General features: G+C 64.0%; 21 protein-coding genes. 2 read left to right on the forward strand and 19 right to left on the reverse strand.

The features are described from left to right. Positions 1-104: 104 nt before the first annotated feature. The 9 genes from AC1DJB_RS06095 to AC1DJB_RS06135 all read right to left on the reverse strand — a co-directional run bounded on the left by AC1DJB_RS06095 (position 105) and on the right by AC1DJB_RS06135 (position 8,241). Positions 105-407 (reverse strand): DUF4193 domain-containing protein, encoded by a 303-nt coding sequence (locus AC1DJB_RS06095; RefSeq protein ID WP_059388261.1) that lies wholly within the window; start codon positions 405-407, stop codon positions 105-107. 143 nt (positions 408-550) lie between these two features. Next, positions 551-727: a hypothetical protein gene (locus tag AC1DJB_RS06100; RefSeq protein ID WP_172465532.1), complete on the reverse strand. Its 177-nt coding sequence runs from the start codon at positions 725-727 to the stop codon at positions 551-553. A gap of 56 nt (positions 728-783) precedes the next feature. Then, positions 784-1,632, reverse strand: coding sequence for a DUF6454 family protein (locus tag AC1DJB_RS06105; protein ID WP_441437428.1), 849 nt, complete (start codon positions 1,630-1,632; stop codon positions 784-786). Further along, complete coding sequence (locus AC1DJB_RS06110; protein ID WP_441437429.1) at positions 1,613-3,160, reverse strand: inositol monophosphatase family protein; 1,548 nt, start codon at positions 3,158-3,160, stop codon at positions 1,613-1,615. Before AC1DJB_RS06110 ends, AC1DJB_RS06105 begins: the two co-directional genes overlap by 20 nt. After that, complete coding sequence (locus AC1DJB_RS06115) at positions 3,157-4,218, reverse strand: ABC transporter ATP-binding protein (protein ID WP_441437430.1); 1,062 nt, start codon at positions 4,216-4,218, stop codon at positions 3,157-3,159. The genes AC1DJB_RS06110 and AC1DJB_RS06115 overlap by 4 nt, the downstream gene beginning before the upstream one ends. A 49-nt stretch (positions 4,219-4,267) precedes the next feature. Beyond that, positions 4,268-5,131, reverse strand: coding sequence for an ABC transporter permease (locus tag AC1DJB_RS06120; protein ID WP_441437431.1), 864 nt, complete (start codon positions 5,129-5,131; stop codon positions 4,268-4,270). Next, a complete protein-coding gene (locus tag AC1DJB_RS06125) occupies positions 5,131-6,093 on the reverse strand; it encodes an ABC transporter permease (protein WP_284989461.1) in 963 nt (320 codons plus the stop codon). Before AC1DJB_RS06125 ends, AC1DJB_RS06120 begins: the two co-directional genes overlap by 1 nt. Then, complete coding sequence (locus AC1DJB_RS06130) at positions 6,090-7,250, reverse strand: extracellular solute-binding protein (RefSeq protein WP_306963814.1); 1,161 nt, start codon at positions 7,248-7,250, stop codon at positions 6,090-6,092. The genes AC1DJB_RS06125 and AC1DJB_RS06130 overlap by 4 nt, the downstream gene beginning before the upstream one ends. Before the next feature lie 172 nt (positions 7,251-7,422). After that, the gene (locus tag AC1DJB_RS06135; RefSeq protein WP_284989459.1) at positions 7,423-8,241 is read right to left on the reverse strand and encodes a COG4705 family protein; all 819 of its coding nucleotides are present in this window, start codon (positions 8,239-8,241) and stop codon (positions 7,423-7,425) included. A 117-nt stretch (positions 8,242-8,358) separates the two neighbouring features. On the opposite strand from AC1DJB_RS06135, the gene AC1DJB_RS06140 reads away from it, so the two are divergent. Beyond that, positions 8,359-8,673, forward strand: a complete 315-nt coding sequence (locus tag AC1DJB_RS06140; RefSeq protein WP_306963817.1) for a hypothetical protein — start codon at positions 8,359-8,361, stop codon at positions 8,671-8,673. A gap of 20 nt (positions 8,674-8,693) precedes the next feature. Here the strand turns inward: AC1DJB_RS06140 and AC1DJB_RS06145 are convergent, their stop codons facing one another. The 8 genes from AC1DJB_RS06145 to AC1DJB_RS06180 all read right to left on the reverse strand — a co-directional run bounded on the left by AC1DJB_RS06145 (position 8,694) and on the right by AC1DJB_RS06180 (position 16,164). After that, positions 8,694-9,011, reverse strand: a complete 318-nt coding sequence (locus AC1DJB_RS06145) for an ArsR/SmtB family transcription factor (protein ID WP_284989456.1) — start codon at positions 9,009-9,011, stop codon at positions 8,694-8,696. After that, positions 9,008-9,490 (reverse strand): SRPBCC family protein, encoded by a 483-nt coding sequence (locus AC1DJB_RS06150; RefSeq protein ID WP_476910027.1) that lies wholly within the window; start codon positions 9,488-9,490, stop codon positions 9,008-9,010. The genes AC1DJB_RS06145 and AC1DJB_RS06150 overlap by 4 nt, the downstream gene beginning before the upstream one ends. Positions 9,491-9,556: 66 nt before the next feature. After that, entirely contained in the window at positions 9,557-10,750 is a 1,194-nt protein-coding gene (locus AC1DJB_RS06155) for a virginiamycin B lyase family protein (protein ID WP_476910028.1), read from the reverse strand. 88 nt (positions 10,751-10,838) lie between these two features. Further along, positions 10,839-11,510 carry a response regulator gene (locus AC1DJB_RS06160; protein WP_059388273.1) on the reverse strand — a complete coding sequence of 224 codons (672 nt, stop codon included), beginning with the start codon at positions 11,508-11,510 and terminating at the stop codon, positions 10,839-10,841. Beyond that, entirely contained in the window at positions 11,507-13,135 is a 1,629-nt protein-coding gene (locus AC1DJB_RS06165; RefSeq protein ID WP_306963824.1) for an ATP-binding protein, read from the reverse strand. The genes AC1DJB_RS06160 and AC1DJB_RS06165 overlap by 4 nt, the downstream gene beginning before the upstream one ends. Before the next feature lie 80 nt (positions 13,136-13,215). Next, positions 13,216-14,598, reverse strand: a complete 1,383-nt coding sequence (locus AC1DJB_RS06170) for an amidase (protein ID WP_476910029.1) — start codon at positions 14,596-14,598, stop codon at positions 13,216-13,218. Further along, a complete protein-coding gene (locus tag AC1DJB_RS06175; RefSeq protein WP_306963828.1) occupies positions 14,591-14,767 on the reverse strand; it encodes a hypothetical protein in 177 nt (58 codons plus the stop codon). The genes AC1DJB_RS06170 and AC1DJB_RS06175 overlap by 8 nt, the downstream gene beginning before the upstream one ends. A gap of 8 nt (positions 14,768-14,775) precedes the next feature. Further along, entirely contained in the window at positions 14,776-16,164 is a 1,389-nt protein-coding gene (locus tag AC1DJB_RS06180) for an amidohydrolase family protein (protein ID WP_441437435.1), read from the reverse strand. Positions 16,165-16,245: 81 nt separating this feature from the next. Between AC1DJB_RS06180 and AC1DJB_RS06185 the strand changes: the two genes are divergently transcribed. Further along, positions 16,246-17,166, forward strand: coding sequence for a polysaccharide deacetylase family protein (locus AC1DJB_RS06185; RefSeq protein ID WP_284989446.1), 921 nt, complete (start codon positions 16,246-16,248; stop codon positions 17,164-17,166). Here AC1DJB_RS06185 and AC1DJB_RS06190 read toward each other — a convergent pair. After that, a complete protein-coding gene (locus tag AC1DJB_RS06190; protein ID WP_441432781.1) occupies positions 17,156-17,953 on the reverse strand; it encodes a maleate cis-trans isomerase family protein in 798 nt (265 codons plus the stop codon). The two genes, AC1DJB_RS06185 and AC1DJB_RS06190, sit on opposite strands and share 11 nt — an antisense overlap. Then, positions 17,878-18,495 (reverse strand): helix-turn-helix domain-containing protein, encoded by a 618-nt coding sequence (locus AC1DJB_RS06195; RefSeq protein WP_059388278.1) that lies wholly within the window; start codon positions 18,493-18,495, stop codon positions 17,878-17,880. Before AC1DJB_RS06195 ends, AC1DJB_RS06190 begins: the two co-directional genes overlap by 76 nt. Between the last annotated feature and the right edge of the window lie 131 nt (positions 18,496-18,626).

Below are 18,626 nucleotides of genomic sequence, written 5' to 3' on the forward strand. Positions count from 1 at the left end.
CGACAGTTACGGAGCAATCGATGGGCCTACGCATGCAAAAGCCCCGCCCGACTGGTTTGGGGATGCTGGATTCCAGTCGGGCGGGGCTGATTTGCGTGCGGGGTTTAGCCTTCGCAGTCGCGGCAGTACTTGAGACCGTTCTTTTCCAGCGCGATCTGCGAGCGGTGACGGACCAGGAAGCACGATGAACACGTAAATTCATCGGACTGCTCCGGGACAACGATGACGGTTAGTTCTTCGCCGGACAGATCGGCGCCCGGAAGATCGATGCCCTCGGCTGTGTCGTTCTCGTCGATGTCGATGACAGCAGTCTGGGCACCGGAGCCGCGCGATGCCTGAAGGGCCTCGAGCGATTCGGCGGGAGACTCTTCTTCGGTCTTGCGTGGGGCGTCGTAATCGGTAGCCATTGGTGTGGTTCACTTTCGTTGCTGCATAGTGCCATTTCAGGCACCTCAGTGAAGCAGTTTAGGGCATAGTACACGCCGTCAACGAATAGTGTGTTCAACAAGACATTTGGCCACGTAAGAACCCCGGAATCCCGGGGGTTTCGCTACTCCACGACGCGGATTTTCCGCGCTTGGGCGTCGGCAATGGCCACACCGCTGAGCGCCGGGAGCCAACCGTAGCGGGTGGTTTCAGTGGCTCCGGAGGCCCCCAGCTCGGCAGCGTCGTAGAAGTAGGCAGCTTCGATCCAGGCGCTCACCTTGGACATGATGGAGACGATCATGCGGCCACGCTATCGAGGCCCGGTTCAAGACCCGTTTCCGCTCTGTCACAGCCGTGTTAAATGATCCTGTAGCTCAGTAACCGCGTGCCGCCGTCGTCGTCGCCGTCGTCGGGCGCCGCGTGAATCAGCAGCCCGGATTCATCCGCAGTGACGGTGACAGGGTTGCGGGTGATGACGTGACCGGCGCCGCTGAACACGCCGATGGGCACGTCCCACGTGATTCTTTGCCGCAGCGGTTCCACCAGGGCCAGCCCTCCGAGTTCAAGGACACCACCATCAACCTGCGGCAACAGGGAAATCCCGCTGCACAGCAGAAGTCCCGGACCGAGGAGCTGGGCATCCTGGTAGTCGACGAAGTGGCCAGGGTTCTCCCACTGATCCACCAGGCGGCCTTCCGTGTCCCAGATGTAGAGCTGCCGGGAACCCCAGCTTCCGCCGAACACCAGGTCCAGTCCGGGATCGCGCACGATCCAACCGATGTGGTCCTCCACCCGGAACCGCTCGCGGACCTCGAAGGTGCCCGGATCGATCGTATAGATGGTGCTTCTGCTCGCGGCCCGGTACTCGGCGACGGAAACCCAGACGTGGTCGCCGTCGAAATCGATACCCCCGGGGTGATACGCCGCGTCCTCGCCCACGGGAATATCGCGAAGCAGCCCACCGTCCGGCCCGAGGACGAACACGTGCCCGCTCCCCCGCCCCGGAGTCCGTAGTGCCGGATCCGCCGCGGGGCGCGGCGCATCGAGGATCTCAACGGAGGACAAGAACGTGAGTCCCTTGGCGAAGGCCATGCCCTGCGGGTGGTGGGTCGGAAAGTCGAGGCTGATCTCCCCGACCAGCTTGAAGCAGCTCCGCCGGTCGAGTGCGAAAAGAGCGGCGAGAAGCTCAGTCCCCCGCATCGGCATGGGCCTGGCTCCACAGCTCGTAAAGCTCGGCCGCGTATTCCGGACGGGCCGCAAGGACCCCGCCCTGCTCCGGGAACGTGTCCATCTCGCCTTCGGAATTGAGGACGACGCCACCGGCCTCCTGAACAATGAGCGTCGCCGCCAGGTGGTCGATCGGGCTGAAGCTTCCGATGATTGCTCCCGCACCACGCCCGGCAGCTACGCCCACCACCGTCATGGTCGCTGAACCCATAATCCGCATGATGCTGTGCCGTTCGCCCAGCTCCGCGAGCAGTTCCAGCATCCCGGGCCACGGCAGGTGCCCCGCGAGTTCGGTCGCCACCACGGTTCCGGCCAGGGCCGCCGTCGAACTCCCCGCGGGAGCCAGGGATACCGGCTTTCCGTTGAGCCACGCACCGTGACCGGCCCACCCCTCGAAAATCTCGCCGCGCCAGGGATCTGCGACGACGGCGACCGCGGGCTTGCGGTCCACGGCCAAGGCAAGTGAGAACGCCGTCCACGGAATCTGGTTCACGTAATTGGTGGTCCCGTCGACGGGGTCAAGGTACCAACACGGTGCGCCGGGCACGGCGACTCCGCCCATTTCCTCGCCAACCACCGTGTGGCCCGGAAGGCGGGCTGCAATCACTTCGCGGACGTGGCGCTCGACGGCGACATCGACTTCCGTGACCAGGTCGGCAGGGTGCGCCTTGGTTGAGACCAGGCCGCGATCGACGTCGCGCATGTACCCGACCGCCCATTCGGCCAGCTCCATCGCGACTTTCCGGGACTCAAGGACTTCGTCTCCGGCCAGTCCTCTGGGAGCCTGGGCCGAAGTCCATGCCTGTGGGTCTTCGGCGATGGCGCTTTGCAACAGGTCCAGTTGGTTGCTCGTGATCGAGTCCACGCCGAGTCCCAATGCCCAGCGCATGGTTTCCAGGTTGTCCACGGTCCAGCACGCTACTTTGGCTCCCGCGGCGTGGATCTGTTCCACCATGCCCTTGCTGAGGACCACGTGCTCGGAATTGACGAACTCGGGACCCAGTTCGGCCAGCAACTCCTCCGGCGGGGCAGTCCTCTTGCTCCAAGGCAGCCAGATCCGGGCATCCTTATCGAGGGCGCGGATGATCCGCATCCCGTCCAGGTTCCCGCACCAGGCCACTTCGATGCCGCTTTCGCGTACGACGGCGGCAGTCGCCTTCGCGGGGCCGGGCTCGTCCATGTCGATGAGCAAGGTTGACCGGCTGTCGCGAAAGAGCTCAAGGGCTTCGGATAGCAGGGGAATACGTTCCTCACCGGCGCCCAGTTGCCTGATGCGGTCATAGTCGACGTCTGCAACGTCCGCATCGAGGCTCCAGATCCTGAGCAGCGCGGCATCGTGGAGCAGGATCACCTGCCCGTCCTTCGTTACCCGGACGTCCACTTCCACGAGGTCCGCACCCGCGTCGATGGCTGACGCGATGGCGGGCAAGGTGTTCTCCAGGTATTTGCTGGAGTCGCCCCGATGGGCCGCGGCCCGGGTCCTTTTGGTGTCGATCGTGTTGCTCACAGTGCGGCACCTGCCTCTCCTACCAGGCGTCCGTCCCGGAAGGTCATGGCCTTGCGGATCCCCGCATATGTCTGTTGGCCGGGCTGCATGAGCTCTCCGCTGACAAAGCTGCGGAGCCGGGCGTCGGCCCTGCGCACGTACACTTCCTGGAAGTGTCCGCGCGGGACCACCCTCTCGACGGTCGCCGGCACAGCACCTGCGAAGGGGGCGTCTGCCAGGATGACGTCCTCGGGCCGGATCCCGAGAATGTCCGGGCCCGCAGTGATGAGTCCGCCGTCGAGCGAGCCTTCCAAGCGATTCATGCTTCCGATGAAGGTGGCGACAAACTCGGTTTCCGGGCGGGCGTAGAGCGCTTCCGGGGTGCTGTATTGCTCGATCCGGCCTGCATTCATCACGGCGATGCGGTCCGACATGGACATCGCCTCTTCCTGGTCGTGCGTGACGATGACCGTTGTGATGCCCAGTTCCTGCTGGATCTTGCGGATGTCTTCGCGCACTTTGACACGTAGTTTCGCGTCCAGGTTGCTCAAGGGTTCGTCAAGGAGCAGGAGCTTCGGCTCCTGGACGAGTGCCCTGGCCAATGCCACGCGTTGCTGCTCGCCGCCGGAGATGCGTGCCGGTTTGGAATCCGTGTGGTGCAAAAGGCTGACCAACTCCAGGACGGCTTCCACCCTGCCCTTGATCTCAGCCTTGGACAATTTGCGGAGCTTCAGCGGGAAGCCGACGTTCTTGGCCACGGTCATGTGGGGCCACAGCGCGTAGTTCTGGAACACCATGGCGCTGGGGCGGTTCTCCGCGCCGAGGTGAGAGACCTCCTGGCCTTCCACCTCAATGGAACCGGAGTCCGGCTCCAGGAACCCGGCGATCATGCGTAGCGTCGTTGTCTTGCCGCAGCCGGAGGGCCCTAGCAAGGACACCAGCTCGCCCTCCTTTACCGACAGATCGAGGTTGTCGATGATGGTGCGGCCGCCGAGGATCTTGTGGAGGCCGCGGATGGTCAGGCCACCGCCCGACGCCGGAGTGCCCGGCCTTGTTGTGCTGGCAGGTGGTTCAGTCAATTGTTCATGGATTGTCATGGGTTCTCTGTCTGACATTGAGCGCGATGCGCTATTTGATCTGGAAGCCTTCGGCGAGCTGGCCGCCGAGGATGTGCTTGTGCGCCGCGAGCATGAGGGCCACGGAGGGGATCGCCAGCAGGATCGAGAAGACGGCAGCCACCTGGGTGGGGTAGTTCAGCACCAGGCTGTACATCTGCGTTGGCATGGTCATGAAGGCCGGTGCACCCACCAAGTACGTTCCTTGTGCTTCGTCGAAGGACGCCAGGAAGGACATCACGGCCGCGACGATAATCCCGGGCAGGGCCATGGGGAGGGTCACGGAAGCGAACACGCGCAATGTGGAGGCTCCGGCGTCGCGGGCTGCCTCCTCAAGGTTCCGCGGCACGGCAGCGAACGCTGCCGCCGGAATCCACGTCATGAACACCACGGTGCCCAGCACGTGCACCACGAGGATTCCCAGCACCGTGTTCATCAGGTTCAAGGCGTAGAAGAGCGCAGCGAGGGTGACGAACAAGCCCATCTTGGGGAAGGCGTTGGTCGCGAACAGGCTGATCAGGAAGAAGCGGCGTCCGGGGAAATCAAAGCGGGCGAAGGCGTAGGCGGCGGGCAAGCAGATGATCGAAGACACAAGGACCGTCAGCGGGGCGAAGAACAAGGAGTTCTGCACCGCAATTCCGAGCGCGCCGTCGTTGACCACCACCTGCCACCAGCGCAATGTCCAGTCATCGGGAAGGAGGTTGGGGAAGGTCCAGTTGCCTGCGAAAGCGCGGACGCCCAGCCAGAGCAGGGGGCCAAGGATGAAAACGACCATGAGGACCACGAACAGGCCCACCAGCGCACTGCGGACAATCGAGTCCAGCGTGAGCGGCCTGCGGGTGCGGGACCCAGCCGGGGATCCGGTAGGGAGAGCCATCAGACTTTCCCCTGTTCCTTGGCGGAACGGAAGTTCGCCCACACGTAGAGCGCGGCGATTCCGGAGGCAATCAGGAAGACAGTGAAAGCCATGACCGCGGACTGCTGTGGCTGGTTGAAGGCAGAGAAGTAGTTGGACATGTCCACTCCGAGCATGTTCGGTGAATTGGGCCCGGTGAAGTACGGGACCGTGAACGATCCAACAATTCCAATGGCCGTAAACGTCGTCGCGATGATGATGGGAACTGCCGCCATCGGAACGATTACCGATACGATCGTGCGCAAGGACCCGGCACCGGCGTCGCGGGCTGCTTCGATCATGGCGTTCGGCACGGACTGCAGTCCGGAGGAGACCATGAGCACGGCGAAAGGCAGGGAAGTCCAGACCGAGCCGATGATGACCGTGACCATGGTGAAGGCCCACACGGGGAAGTCAAGCCCGAAGAGGGCAAAGACGCTCCGGAGGAAACCGGTGCCGGAGTAGAAGGTCAGGATCGCCCACGAGGCGATGACCACCGGGATGAAGAGCGGCACGATCGCCAGTCCGGAGAGGAGGCGGGCCATTCGACCGCCTTTCAGCTTGAGGTAGAGCCCAATGCCCAAGGCCAGGAAGATGACCGTTGCCGTGCTGACCAGCGTCACGATGACGGTGACCAGGAGGTCCCCGAGGAAACGCTTGTTGGTGAACATCTCCTGGTACGCGGCCAGCGTTCCCCACCAAGCGTCTGCCTCGTGCACGTTCTGGCCAATGGTGGCGATGGTGTGGTTCAACCCGCCGGTCAGGCCGATGCTGAAGCCGAAGGCGAGAACGATCGGGAAGCCGACGAAGATCGCGATCAACAGGATCGGCGGCAGTGCCATGAAGAACCCGACGGCGCGCTGGCCCAGGCGCTTGGGGCGCGTGGTACGAGCCGGCGGAACTGTTTGCTGCAGTTCCGCCGGCTTGTGAAGCGTGGTTGTCACTGGCCGGGAACCTTCTGGTCCCAGAGGTTGTTCAGGTCTTTGCCCATCTGGTCGAAGTAGCCCTTACGCAGGTTGTTGGTGTCTGCGTCCTTGAACTTGTCCTTCACATCACCCGGAAGTTTGTCCAGGCTGATGGCCGGGAAACCGGACATCTCCTTGATGATCATGGTCTGCGCGTCCGGCGAGAGGACGAAGTTTGCAAGCTTCAGCGCCGCTTCCTGGCGGGGCGAGGACTTGGGAATGCCGAGGTAGGCGGCGCCGCCGGTGAACGACGGGTTGCTGATCTGGGTGGCCTTCACGGTGGACGGGATCTGGCCGTTGGTCAAGCCGGTGATGAACTGGTCAGACCACACCGGAGCCATGGAGATCTGTCCCTTGGCGAGCAGGTCAAGGGTCTGCTGGTTGCCGTTGGGGTAGACGCCGCCCTGGAAGACGGACGAGTTGAGGTCCTTCAACGTCGCGAAGCCCTGGTCCCAGTACTTCTCGAGATCCTTCTCGTAGCCCACCGTCATCTTGGCGCGGGCGTCGGCCGGAACGAACTTGTCCAAAACGGTGGCAACGAATGCACCGCCGGACCCACCGGACTTGGGCGAGTTGTAGGTGAACTTGCCCGGGTTTGCCTTGATCCAGGCGAGCAAATCGTCGAGGGTCTTCGGCGGAGTGGCAACCGTCTTGGTGTCATATGCGAGGAGCACCGCGGAGCCGCGGTACGGGATGCCACCGGTGCCGCCGGCCTTGATGACGTCCTGCGGGACATCGTTCAATGCCGGAATGGTCTGGGAACTCACGGAGGTCAGCAGATTGGCTGCGGAAGCCTTGGAAACGAAGCCGCCATCGACGAGGTCGAAGTCAGGTTCCTTGTTTTGCTCCGTGGCGCTGGTCAGTTTCGCCAGGGTCTGGGAATCGTGCTCGCCGTGCAGATCGAGGGTGACCTTCACGTTGTAGCCGGGGTTGGCCTTTTGGAAGGCGGGAACAAGGCTCTTTTCCCACAGGTTCTGGACGTTCGTGTCCCCGCTGATGAAAACGGTGATCGTCTTGTCCGGGGATGCGCTGGCGCCATTGTTCTGGGCCGTTGCGGTGCTGCTTTGAGCGCAGCCGGTCACAGCGGTGGCTGCAACAACGGCGACGGCGGCCGCTGCTAGAAAGCGGTTGGTCATGGTGTTCCTTCATCTTGAACCGAAAAGTCCCCCAAGGGCAGGAACTACCATCCAAGGGCAAGGTGAAGGAGTGGGTCATGGCCCATGAATCCGGGGTTAACCCGAGGAAGAATTAACGCAAATATGTCAGGACATACGAACAACAGCACGAAACGTTTTGCAGTGGATCGCCCTACTTGCGGGCTCGCTTCCAACCGATCGTCAGGAACGTGACCAGGACCGCTATCGCCGCGGCCAGGGCCAGGCTGACCGGGCCGGTTCCCCAGTCGAGTCCCCCTCGGTCAGGAGAAACAGCGGTCCAGTCGGAGAAGGACGCCCCCAATGGCCGGGTCAGGATGTACGCGAACCAGAAGGCCGGGATCGCCGCCAGCAGGCGACGCCAGCGGGCCAGTGCCGGGACAGCGATGACAACCGCGAACATGATGCCCGAGGCGAGGTAACCGAGGCCCAGCGAGTAGGCGGCCAGGTCCCCGGTAGCCGTGCCGAGGGCGAAGGTTGTCAGCACAGCGGCCCAGTAGAAAGCCTCCCGACGCCGGGTGGTGATGCTATGGATGGAAAGGGTCTTCTCGTTCCGGTGCCAGAGCAGGAAGACAACAGCGAGAGCCACGGTGAAGAAGAGGGTCGACGCCAGATAGGGGACGCCAAGTCCGACGTGGACAGCGTCCGCAGCCATGGTCCCAAACACACTGACCATCGCGACGGCGGTCCAGTACACCCAAGGGATGTAGCGGCGGACGCGGAACTGGAGGACCAGCGAAATTACCAACGCCGCAAATCCGAGGCCCAGAGCGATCTCGGGCTCAAAGCTGTGCACCAGGAAATCGGACGTGGTTTCGCCCATCCCGGTAGTGAGGATCTTCACTACCCAGAACAAGACGGTCACCTCGGGTACTTTCGAGGCGGAAGCTCGGGCGACGGCTTTCTGCAGTCGATCGCCAGCAGCTACGGTGTCCTTGGCCCGCGGGCTAGCGGTGAGTTCTTCGGGCATCATGGCCCCCATTGTTCAGGGCTTTCCCGAGCGTTTCCCGAATGTGACGCGTGGGCCCTCGCCCTGACACGGCAACGCGTCCCCCAAGCCACCCCGCGCCATTCGCGGGATAATGGAACCATGGCCGATCAGGATCAGGATCCTTGGGAAGAGTTCGACAGGCTCAAGCCCGCGGGACACGATCGCGTCCAGGGCTATCCGGGAGGAGAACCCTTGGGTTTTGGCTTCCAGACGGGCGTGCGGAGCGCAAGGGTGGCCTTTGGTTTCGCCGTCTACACTCTGGTCCTCGGAACCGTTCTGGTCTTCGTCGGAATCATCGACTTCATCGGCACCGGCGAGTTGCTGTGGCTCGGACTGATGGTGCTCATCGAGGCCGCCTTCATCTACGGATTCATCCAACTGGCGCACCAAGCGCGCAACCGACGCTCAACTTAGGCGCGCCCGTTGTCGAAGAATTACAGTCCCTCCGCGATCCGCTTGATCGCGGCCAGGCGGCGGTCCCACTCTGCGCCGATGCGCTCGAGGCTGCGTGCCGTCTCGCTCAGCTGTGAGCCGAGCACCCTGTAGCGCAGTTCGCGGCCCACGCGCAGCGATTCAACGAGTCCGGCTTCCTGCAGTACGGCGAGGTGCTTGGCGATCGCTTGCCGGGTGACCGGGAGCCGCCCGGCGAGGGCCGACGCCGATGCGTCGCCCTCGCCGAGGGCAGCCAGGATGCTCCACCTCGTCTCGTCGCCGAGTGCGGCGAACACTGGAACCAGGGTGCTCGCGGTCACGACCCACCCTCGACATAAGCGGCCAGTTCGTCGAGTTCCGAGTCCCAGCCCTGGCGGTGGCTCTCCATGTTGAACGCCGGATCGCTCGTCGTGTCGAAACCGGTCTCGACGACGGTGAGCTGCGTTCCGCCGTCGAGCGCTTCAAGCGTGAAGCGGAAAACGGTCGAACGTTCAGGATCGACCTCGGTGGGCTGGGTGCCGCGCGCGTCGTCGTTGCTCCAGCGGCAGGCAATCATTCGGGGTGGGTCGAGCTCCTCGATCCGCACCGGGAAGGCGCCGTATCCTTCGAAAGAGAAGACACCGCCGGCGCCGACGGCGACCTCGTCGAGGACGGCGGCCTGTCCGAACCAGCGCGCGATATGCTCGGCCTCGGTGATCGCGGCCCAAACCTTCTCGATTGGTGCTGCGATGGTGATGGTGCGCCTCACGGTGAATTCGCCGGCGTCGACGACGGAGGCCTGGTTTGCAGTCATAGTCATGATTCTGTTCCTTTCAGTCAGTTACTGCAACTACAGGGTTGCATTAACCTAAAGAAAGAGCAACCCCTAGGTTGCAGATCGAGGCTTGCCGCCGTCGCCAAGGGCGGATCTCTTGCGGCGTCCCGAGGCCACGATGAAGACTGCGACGGCGATTGCCACTATCGCGGCGGCGCCGCCGATTGCAGTGATGATGCTCCAGGGGCTGACAGTCCCGTCGTCGGATTGCGTTCTGGCTGTGGTGGCCGCAGGCGCGGGCTTCGAGGCTGCAGAGGTTGTTGCGCCCGCGGCAACCGCGGCGTAACGGGATACCGAGCCGTCGCCGGTATCGTTGCCCGGGCTCGTCACGATGAGCGTCCCGTCCGGAGCCACAGCCAGATGGCCGGAGTTCTTATCAGTGGGAATGGAGGATCCCACAGCTGTTGCGCCCGGCGGGACGACGGACAGCACGCGGTCCTGGACAGTGGTCACGTACAGGGTTCCGTCCTGCCCGACGGCTGCCTCTTGGGGGCCTCCCGGGACGAAGATACGGTATGCAACCGTATCAGTGTCCGGCTTGATGACAGCTACCCGATCGGAACTGATGTTGGTGACGTAAATTGTTCCGTCGGGCCCGGCGGCGATCCCGTGGGGGTTCTCGGTGTCGCCGGGTGTCGAACTAACCTGAATGGTCCGTGAGACGGCGCTGGCTCCGTAAGGAATGACCGAGACCGTCCCTGCGATTTGGTTCGCGACGAACGCGGTGCCGTCCTTCGTGACTGCGACCTCCACCGGCCCTGCTCCGACGGGTACTGTCCGGCCCACGGTCGATCCGTTCGGTGCAATGACCGACACGGTGTGCTCCGAGTGGTTCGGAACATAGATCGTCCCATCAGGTCCTGCGGCGATCAGATGGCTCCCCGGGGAAACCGGAATTCTCCGGGCCACGCCGCTCGCGCCAGCAGGAATAACGCCCACGTCGTACTGATTGCTGGCGCTGTCCCGTTCCGCGACGTACAGGGTGCCGTCCGGGGCCAATGCCAGGCCGGAGGTATATCCTCCCGTGGTGATAGTCCGGGAAGGCTTAGCGTCTCCGGGCGGTATCACACTGATGCCGCCGACCGCTCCGTAGTTGCCGACATACGCAGTGCCGTCGGAACCAACCACCACGCCAACGGGCACCCCGCTCACGTCCAGAACTTCCGAAGGTGCCGCCATCGCAGGCACAGCGCCCAGATAGGCGAACGCCGTCGCGGCCACGACGGCCAGGCTCCAAATTTTCACTCTTCTTCCCCCAAAATCCCCACAACGGCGCTGGACGCCGGCTCAGCGGAGCGTGCTCCGCGTCTGCAGCATATCCCGCCGCCGGTCCTCACCCCTTGCGCGGCAGATACGTGTTGACCGGGCGGCCGGTCGAACCGTAGGCCAAATGCAGGTCAACTAGTCCTTTGCGTTCGAGTTCGCTGAGATAGCGCTGGGCCGTCGGGCGGCTGATGCCGACGCTGCCGGCAATCTCCGAGGCACCCAAAGGCTCCGTGGAGTGAACCACCATGTCGAGGACTTTTTGCATGGTGGGCGGCAGGCGCCGGGGTGCTTTCGCAGGGGGAGCCGTCCGGCGCAGGCTGAAGAGCTGGTCCACGGTCGCCTGGTCGGCCACGGTCCGGGACTCCGCTTCCTGCCGCCAGCGCCGATAGGCCTCGAGTTGGGTTTGCAGCTGCTCGAAGCCGAACGGTTTGACGAGGTAGTACACCGCTCCCCCGCGCATGGCGGCCCGCACGGTCTCAAGGTCCCGGGCGGCGGTGATCATGACGGCGTCGAGCTTTTCGCCGGCTCCCTGAAGGGACCGCAGTAAACTGATGCCGTCTTCATCGGGGAGGTAGACATCCAGCAGAAGAAGGTCCGGTTTGAGCCGCTGCACGGCTTCCCTGGCCTCCGCCGCAGTGTGTGCCTCGCCGACGCATTCGTATCCCTCTATTTTGGCCACGCGGCTGGCGTGGATGCGCGCTACGCGGAAGTCGTCGTCGACCACCAAGGTGCGGATCATTCGATCGATTTTCCTGTCATGACCGGGGTTTCGGATTCCAAACGCGGTTCCGGTAACCAGATTTCAAAGCGTCCCCCGGGTCCGGGGAAAACATCCATGGTTCCTCCCGCACGGTGAACGATCCGGCTCACCAGCGCAAGGCCTATCCCGCGACGCATTCCCGGCCGCGGTTCTTTGGTGGTGAATCCGTCAGCGGTGATCGTGCCCACCAATTCTGCAGGAACACCGGGCCCATTGTCGGTCACGCAAATGAAAATGCCCGAGGAGTCGTCCAGTTGGATGGTCACCTCACGGGGTGTGGGTTGCTCCGCGAGGATCTCGACGGCGTTGTCCAGGAGGTTCCCGACGATCGTCAGCAGTGCTTGCGTTTCAAGGAACGGTTGGCGCAGCTGGGAGTCGTCGGTCACCGAGATTTCCACATCCTGCTCGGCAGCCACGGTGATTTTCGCGAGCAGCAGCGCCGCGAGCTCCGGCGGCTCGATCCGCGAGCGCAGTCCTTCGCCAAGTGAGCGCGAGGTGTCCGAAATCCGCGATACGAAATTCCGCGCCTGGTCCACATCTCCAAGCTCCAAGAGTCCGTCCACCACGTGGAGACGGTTGGCGTACTCATGCTCCTGTGCGCGCAAGGCTTCCATCAGGCCTTCGACCGAGCGAAGGTCGCGGACGAGGCCCTCAACCTCGGTACGATCACGCAATGTGACCACCGAGCCGATGCTCCTTCCAGCCAGGGCAACGGACATCCGGTTGACCACCAGCAAGGCGTCCTCGGTGATCACGATCTGGTCGGTTCCGCTGATCTCACCCGTCAGGAGGGAACGAAGCCGTCCGGGCGGCAGAAGATCCTCGATCTTCTCTCCCAGCACGTTTTCTTCCAGATGTAGCAGGGAGCGTGCCTCGGAGTTGATGACGGTGACCCGGCCGTCGTCGTCGAAGCCGATCATCGCCTCGCGGATGCCGTGCAGCAAGGCTTCGCGCTCTTGCAGGAGGGACGCAATCTCCACCGGTTCGAGATCGAAGGTGACCCGCTTGATTCGGCGCGCCAGAAGGGCCGAACCCATGGCACTGATCACGAGCACCACGGCTGAATAGCCGGCGATCAGCAACACCTGCTTGGTGAGTTCGCTGCTTTCCGTGGTCTCCAGGATTCCCACCGAGACCTGCCCGACGACGGTCCCGTCCGCCGCGCGCACCGGCGCCTTGGCGTTGACTGAGTCGCCAAGGCTGCCTTTGTCTATTCCGACGTGGGTCTGCCCGTCAAGGACCGCGACGGGTTCTTCCAGGGTCTGCCCGATGAGGTTTGGATTCGGGTGGGAGTACCGGACACCTTTCCGATCGGTGACCACGACGTAGTCCGGCTGTGCCTGGGACTGGACCTTGCTCGCGATCGCCTGAATCGAGTGCGTGGGATCTCCGTTCCCCAGCGACGTCACGATTTCCGGCATTTGCGCCACCGTCGTGGCGATTCCCAGCGCCCGGAGCCTGTACTGGTCTTCGAGGGTCTGGTTGCTGATCTGGGTGTAAAGAAGCGCGCCCAGAGTGACTGTCACAAAGAGGATGCAGAGCAACCACACCAGAATCTGGGAGGCAAGGGGCCGGGCCTTCCAGCGCGCGCCGAAAAATCGCAAGCCACGCGACTCTGGATGCACTGCCAACCTCTTCCTACTCTCCTAGTAGCTTATGTGACAAAGTTCACGGCTACTACGGCTCAGCGGCGCACCGGCACCTTGGCATGCCACGAGGTGTGTTTCTCATAGACGTGCGCGATGCCCAAGAGATCCGCCTCCGCGAATTCCCGTCCCAGGAAATGCATCCCCACCGGCTGTCCTCCGGCAAATCCGCACGGGATGCTGAGTCCGGGCATTCCGGTGAGGTTGGCCGGCGAGAGCATCATGAGCGCGCTGGAGAGGGAATCCTTCCCCGTTGAGCCGGTGAGCGAATGGGACATGTCAGCTTCGATCGGCGCGATGGACGGCAGCGTCGGGGACACCAAAGCCTGGACTCCTGCGTTGTCCATGGCAGTCCGCAGGGAGGCGCGAAGAGACGAGCGCACTTGACGCGCCAACTGGACGTCTTCTCGCGGCACCAAGGCGCCGGTTTCGATCATCACGCGGGTTCCGCGGAGATACTTGTCAGCGCTTCCGGCCAATAGTTCGCGATGGTGTTCAACCGATTCGGACAGCGAAATCGCCAAGCTCGCCGGCAGGGCCATCTTCAGTTCCGGGAGGGACACCTCAACAAGCTCCACCCCGAGTCCTTGCAAAACCATCAGAGCCTGCTCAAGGACCGCAGCCACTTCCGGCGTGACCTCCCACTCGGCCCAAGCGCCACGATCCACCGCCACCCGGGTCGGGGCCGGCATCGCCTCGGGGAGCACCATCTCCTGAAGGCGTGCCGCCGTCGCGGGCTCCAGCATGCCTTGGAGCAGCACCGCACAATCCGACACGCTTCGAGTGATCGGACCGATGTGGTCGAGGGTATGGCTGACGTTGAGAACGCCCGAACCGTCCACCAGTCCGGCCGTGGCTTTGAGGCCCACCAGCCCGTTGACCGACGCCGGATTCCGCACCGATCCACCGGTATCCGTGCCCAGGGCGCCCGGTGCGCTCCCGACGGCCACGGCCACTCCCGAACCGATGCTGGACCCGCCGGCGTAGCGCTCCGCCCCCCAGGGATTTTTCGACGGCGGGGTCCCTTGTCCGAAGGCGAACTCATGGGTCACCGTCTTGCCCAGGATCACTGCCCCGTTCCGCCGCAAGTGCCTCACCACACCGGCGTCGTCGGAAGCAACTCGGCCCCTGAGCGCCAGGGACCCGCCTTCAGCCGGCATCCCGCGCACGTCGATGACGTCCTTCACGCCAAGCGGAATCCCGTGGAGCGGTCCGAGAAACTCTCCGCGCGCCGCGCTATTGTCCGCGGCGCGGGCCGCGTTTCGGGCGCCTAGCCGGTCGACGTGGACCCACGCATGCACTGAATCTTCGGTGGCCTCGAGCCGCCCGATGACGGATTCCACGAGTTCGGCCGCCGAAAGTTCGCCGCGGCGCAGGAGCCCGGACGCCTCCGTGATTCCCAGTTCCCATGCTTCAGTCATTCGCGCCTCCTCCAGGGGCTTCCTGCAAACGTCGGGGGTCGAAATCGGCCCTCAACGCGGCCATGCCGCGCTGAAAGTCATTGAATGAGCGTTCGACGGCGGCCGCGTCCTCCCGCTGGATGGCCTCGCCAACCAGCTCGATGAGTCGCGCGGACTGCTCTGGAGTCAAGGGCCCGTTCACCGGTGCGCCGCCGGAGTCAGCCGACCGTCCCGCACCACGCAGACGCCGCCGACGAAGACGAACCGTACGTCGCGGAAGTCTTCGGCGCTGGCGACGACGACGTCGGCATCCCGTCCCGTTTCAATCCGCCCACCGTTCGGCGCAATCCCCGGAATCAACCCGGTCACAGCGGATGTTGCCATGGCCACTGCTCCGGCCAAGGATCTGTAGCCATGCTCGGCCACATCCTGCACGGCCGAGATCAATTCATCGTGGTGGCCCTCGTGGCCGTAGTCCGTGGCGAGGACATCCACCAGCCCGGGCTCCTGCAGCAGTACATCCCAGTGCTCCCGCGTGGTCACGGTCTGTTTGCGGTGCAGGAGGTCGAAAACGGAGACTTCGGCCGGCCAACCGTGGTCCCTGCCGAACTTGGCCAAGGCAAGCGCCTCCGCGGGAGTGTGCGAGGGGTGGTTGGCGTGGGAGGCAATGACACTCGCCTTCGACCCGCCTGCCGTGGCCTGTGGTGTCCCGTCCATGAGTTCGCGCATGACTCGGGCTGTCGCGGCTGCGCTGTGTACAATCGCCGGGACGCCGAACCGAGCCGCGGCCTGGACGCCCTCCCGGATGCCGTTGAGTGCTGGCTCGATGGAAGGCAACACGGAATCCGCGATGATATTCCGCAATTCGACGAGGCCGATGTGTCCTTCCAAGCCGGCATCGGCGGCCGCGGCGCGCAGTTCGGCCATGTCGCAAGCCTCGGGATCGATGAAGCGGCCAAGGACGGCTTCCTTCATCCGCCGGGCCTGCGCCGAGTGCACGCGCACGCCGCTCGCCTTTTCGATGGCGCGGGGGATATAGCTCAGGTCCTGCCCTCCCCCGCCGAGGGTTTGTCCGCCGCCGAGCTCGCCGATCGCGATCGCACCGTCCTCGAGCATCTTCTCCACCGTGCTCTGGCCGGCCTGGGCGGGCAGTCCCCTGCCGTCAGCCAGTCGTGCGGCCCGCTCAGCCTCGGGCAAATACGTCGTTGCTCCGCGGACATGGACCGCATGGCGGCTGTCGGCTTCCCGGACATGGTCCATGGTGCAGAAACCGCAAAGGTTCAGCACTGTGGTGGTTCCCGCAAGAAGGTGGCGGTCAAGATTCGCCAGCCACTCGTCGTCGGGCAGCGCAGGGGCGCCGCTGGGCATGAGTGGCCCGGGAGTCACGCCGTGGACGTGGCTATTGATGAGACCAGGCATCACGACGCATCCGCCCGCATCGATCATCTCGCCGTCGAACGCTTGATCGCGATCCCAACGCTCGAGAACGTCGGCGACGCGACCGCGGCGCAGGATCACTGCTCCCGTTTCGAGCACCGTAGTGCCTGTGCCTGGCACTACGGTGCCACCGTGGATGAGCGTAGACATTCGACTCCCTATCGATTACGTTCATGATATCGAAGTATCTTCACTATAACCACAGAGAAAAAGCGCAGAGGAGATTCCACAGTGCCAGTCCCCTCCACCTCCCGGGATTTCGTGGGCTACGGCGAGCATCCACCGGAGTTCCGCTGGCCTGGGGATGCACGCGTTGCCGTGTCCCTGGTGATCAATGTCGAAGATGGAGCGGAGCGCAGCATCGCCCGCGGGGGCCCAGCGGACGATCTTGGAGCCCACTGGATCAAGCACCCCGCCCACCCCACGGTCCGGAACCTCACGCTGGAATCCGCTTTCGAATACGGATCACGGGCAGGCATCTGGCGCGTGTTGCGCATTCTGAGGCGCCACGACGCGAGGGCAACGGCTTTCTGCTGCGCCACGGCGCTTGAGCAAAACCCGCAGATCGCTGCTGCGCTCGTCAGGGACGGCCACGAAATTGCCGACCACGGTTACAACTGGGATACCCACGCCGGGCTCGCTCCCGAGGAGGAGCGCGCGCTCATTACCGCTTCCCGCGACTCCATCGCCCGAAGCACCGGCGTTCCGCCGACCAGCTGGTACTCCCGCGACGGACTCAACCCTGGCACGCGGGACATTCTCGCCGCCGCTGGATTCATGTACGAGTCCAATAGCTTCAACGATGACTTGCCGCACTCCGGAACCGGGATGGACAAGGCGGGGAAGGACGGAACGGGGTTGCCCGTGCTGCCCTACGCCGGTGACACCAACGACTCGGGCCTCTTCAGGCAGTTCCCCACGGCCACCGCGTTCGCGCGCCACTTGTGCGGCACGCTCGACATGATGCTCACTGACAGCCGGCACGGCCCGTCCGTCATGAACGTGGGCTTGCACCCGCGCCTCATTGGCCGGCCTGCCTACGCCGCCGCCCTGGATGCGTTCTTGTCCCACGCGGGCAAAAACCAAGCGTGGATTGCGACGCGATCGCAGATCATCCAGGCCTGGCTGCTGAAGACGAGCCCTAGGCCCTAGCGAGCAGCGCGCCCCAACCAGGGATCGGGCGCGCAGTTCCGGCCAGCCGGAGGAGATGCCACAGCGTGGCTGTTGCGCTGTCGACCACGGGCACGCCGAATTCGGATTCGAAGCCGGCCGCAAGATAGGCGGAGCGAAGGTTCGTCCCGATACAGACCACCGCGTCGACGTCGGAACCAAAGGCGGGCTTCATGAGCGCGCCGATTTCGGTGCTGGACATCCGCGAGATCTCCGGATTGGACATCGACGTCGCGGGCACCGAGGAACGGACTACTTCCAGGCCGCTGGCTGCGTACTCACGTTCAATGAGTGCCACGATGCCCGCGGGGCCGGGAAAAACGACGGCGACCCGGCCGGCGTCGAGCGCTTCCAGGGCGGCCACGAGCGCGAGGGACGCCGTGGTGGCTGGCGCGCCGGTGGCCTGCGTCAATGATTCGGCGAGTGCCCGGTCGCCTTCGAGGCCGGTCCAGGATCCCGACGTTCCATGGAACGCGATGGCATCCAGCTCAGCATCGCTGAGCAGTGACGGCGCGTCGCCGAGAACCGTCGCATCGATGCGGTCATCGAGGTCCGCCGGGAGCCGGAAGCGGCTGTAGTGGACGCCGACGTCGGGCGATCCGGCCAGGATGTCGGCTGTCAGGGACTCCGCGTTCGAGTTCGACGACGGCACGAGCATTCCCAAACGGGACGACGGGCCGGGCGGGCGGCTGATCAATGCGATTTGCCCAGCGACGGCGGCGTCGAGATCGCCACCATGACGGCCGCGGTGTCCGTGAGGTTGCTCCACCAATGCGGCAGCGTGGCATCATAGGTCAGGCTGTCGCCCTCGCCCAAGGTGAACTCCTGCCCGCCAACACTCGCCACGAGCGTGCCGGTCTGGACCACGACGCACTCCTCACCCTCGTGCGAATGCGGAACCTCCGCGCCGTCGAAATGCGCGGGGATGGTCATGTTGATGACGCCAAGCTTCCGGTCCGCATCCGGCACGATCAGTTCCATGACGATTCCCTGGGAAGGAATCTCGATGCGGCGGCGATCGGCCCGGCGCACCAGCATGTGGTTCTGCGTCTCGCTGGGGTCGGTAAACATGCTCGCCAACGGCACACCGAGGGAATTGGCGAGGCGAAGGAGCGTGGCGAATGACGGATTACCGATGCCGCGCTCGATCTGGCTGATCAGTCCGGCGCTGACGCCGGCCCGGTCCGCCAATTCCTCGACTGTGAATCGCCCGGCACGCTGTTCCTTGAGCATGGCCCCCAAGTGGGTGATCCACAGGTTGCGGTGCAGAGTGTCATCGTCGTCGACTTTAACAACTTCCGTGCTTCCCAATACGGCTCCTCAGTGTTCCAGCACTCATCAGTATATCGAAGACTCGTCAACTAAACGAAGGATCCTGGCTGGATCCTCCGGCGTCGAGCCCTTCTTCATCGTCACAGCATGCCAGCATCGGCATCGCTGCA

The organism is Arthrobacter sp. 01T428, from assembly GCF_056398685.1.

Coding starts and splice junctions, on each gene's coding strand:
- AC1DJB_RS06095 (WP_059388261.1), bottom strand. CDS start 407: ATGGCTACCGATTACGACGCCCCACGCAAGACCGAAGAAGAGTCTCCC.
- AC1DJB_RS06100 (WP_172465532.1), bottom strand. CDS start 727: ATGATCGTCTCCATCATGTCCAAGGTGAGCGCCTGGATCGAAGCTGCC.
- AC1DJB_RS06105 (WP_441437428.1), bottom strand. CDS start 1,632: ATGCCGATGCGGGGGACTGAGCTTCTCGCCGCTCTTTTCGCACTCGAC.
- AC1DJB_RS06120 (WP_441437431.1), bottom strand. CDS start 5,131: ATGGCTCTCCCTACCGGATCCCCGGCTGGGTCCCGCACCCGCAGGCCG.
- AC1DJB_RS06130 (WP_306963814.1), bottom strand. CDS start 7,250: ATGACCAACCGCTTTCTAGCAGCGGCCGCCGTCGCCGTTGTTGCAGCC.
- AC1DJB_RS06135 (WP_284989459.1), bottom strand. CDS start 8,241: ATGATGCCCGAAGAACTCACCGCTAGCCCGCGGGCCAAGGACACCGTA.
- AC1DJB_RS06140 (WP_306963817.1), top strand. CDS start 8,359: ATGGCCGATCAGGATCAGGATCCTTGGGAAGAGTTCGACAGGCTCAAG.
- AC1DJB_RS06150 (WP_476910027.1), bottom strand. CDS start 9,490: ATGACTATGACTGCAAACCAGGCCTCCGTCGTCGACGCCGGCGAATTC.
- AC1DJB_RS06160 (WP_059388273.1), bottom strand. CDS start 11,510: ATGATCCGCACCTTGGTGGTCGACGACGACTTCCGCGTAGCGCGCATC.
- AC1DJB_RS06170 (WP_476910029.1), bottom strand. CDS start 14,598: ATGACTGAAGCATGGGAACTGGGAATCACGGAGGCGTCCGGGCTCCTG.
- AC1DJB_RS06180 (WP_441437435.1), bottom strand. CDS start 16,164: ATGTCTACGCTCATCCACGGTGGCACCGTAGTGCCAGGCACAGGCACT.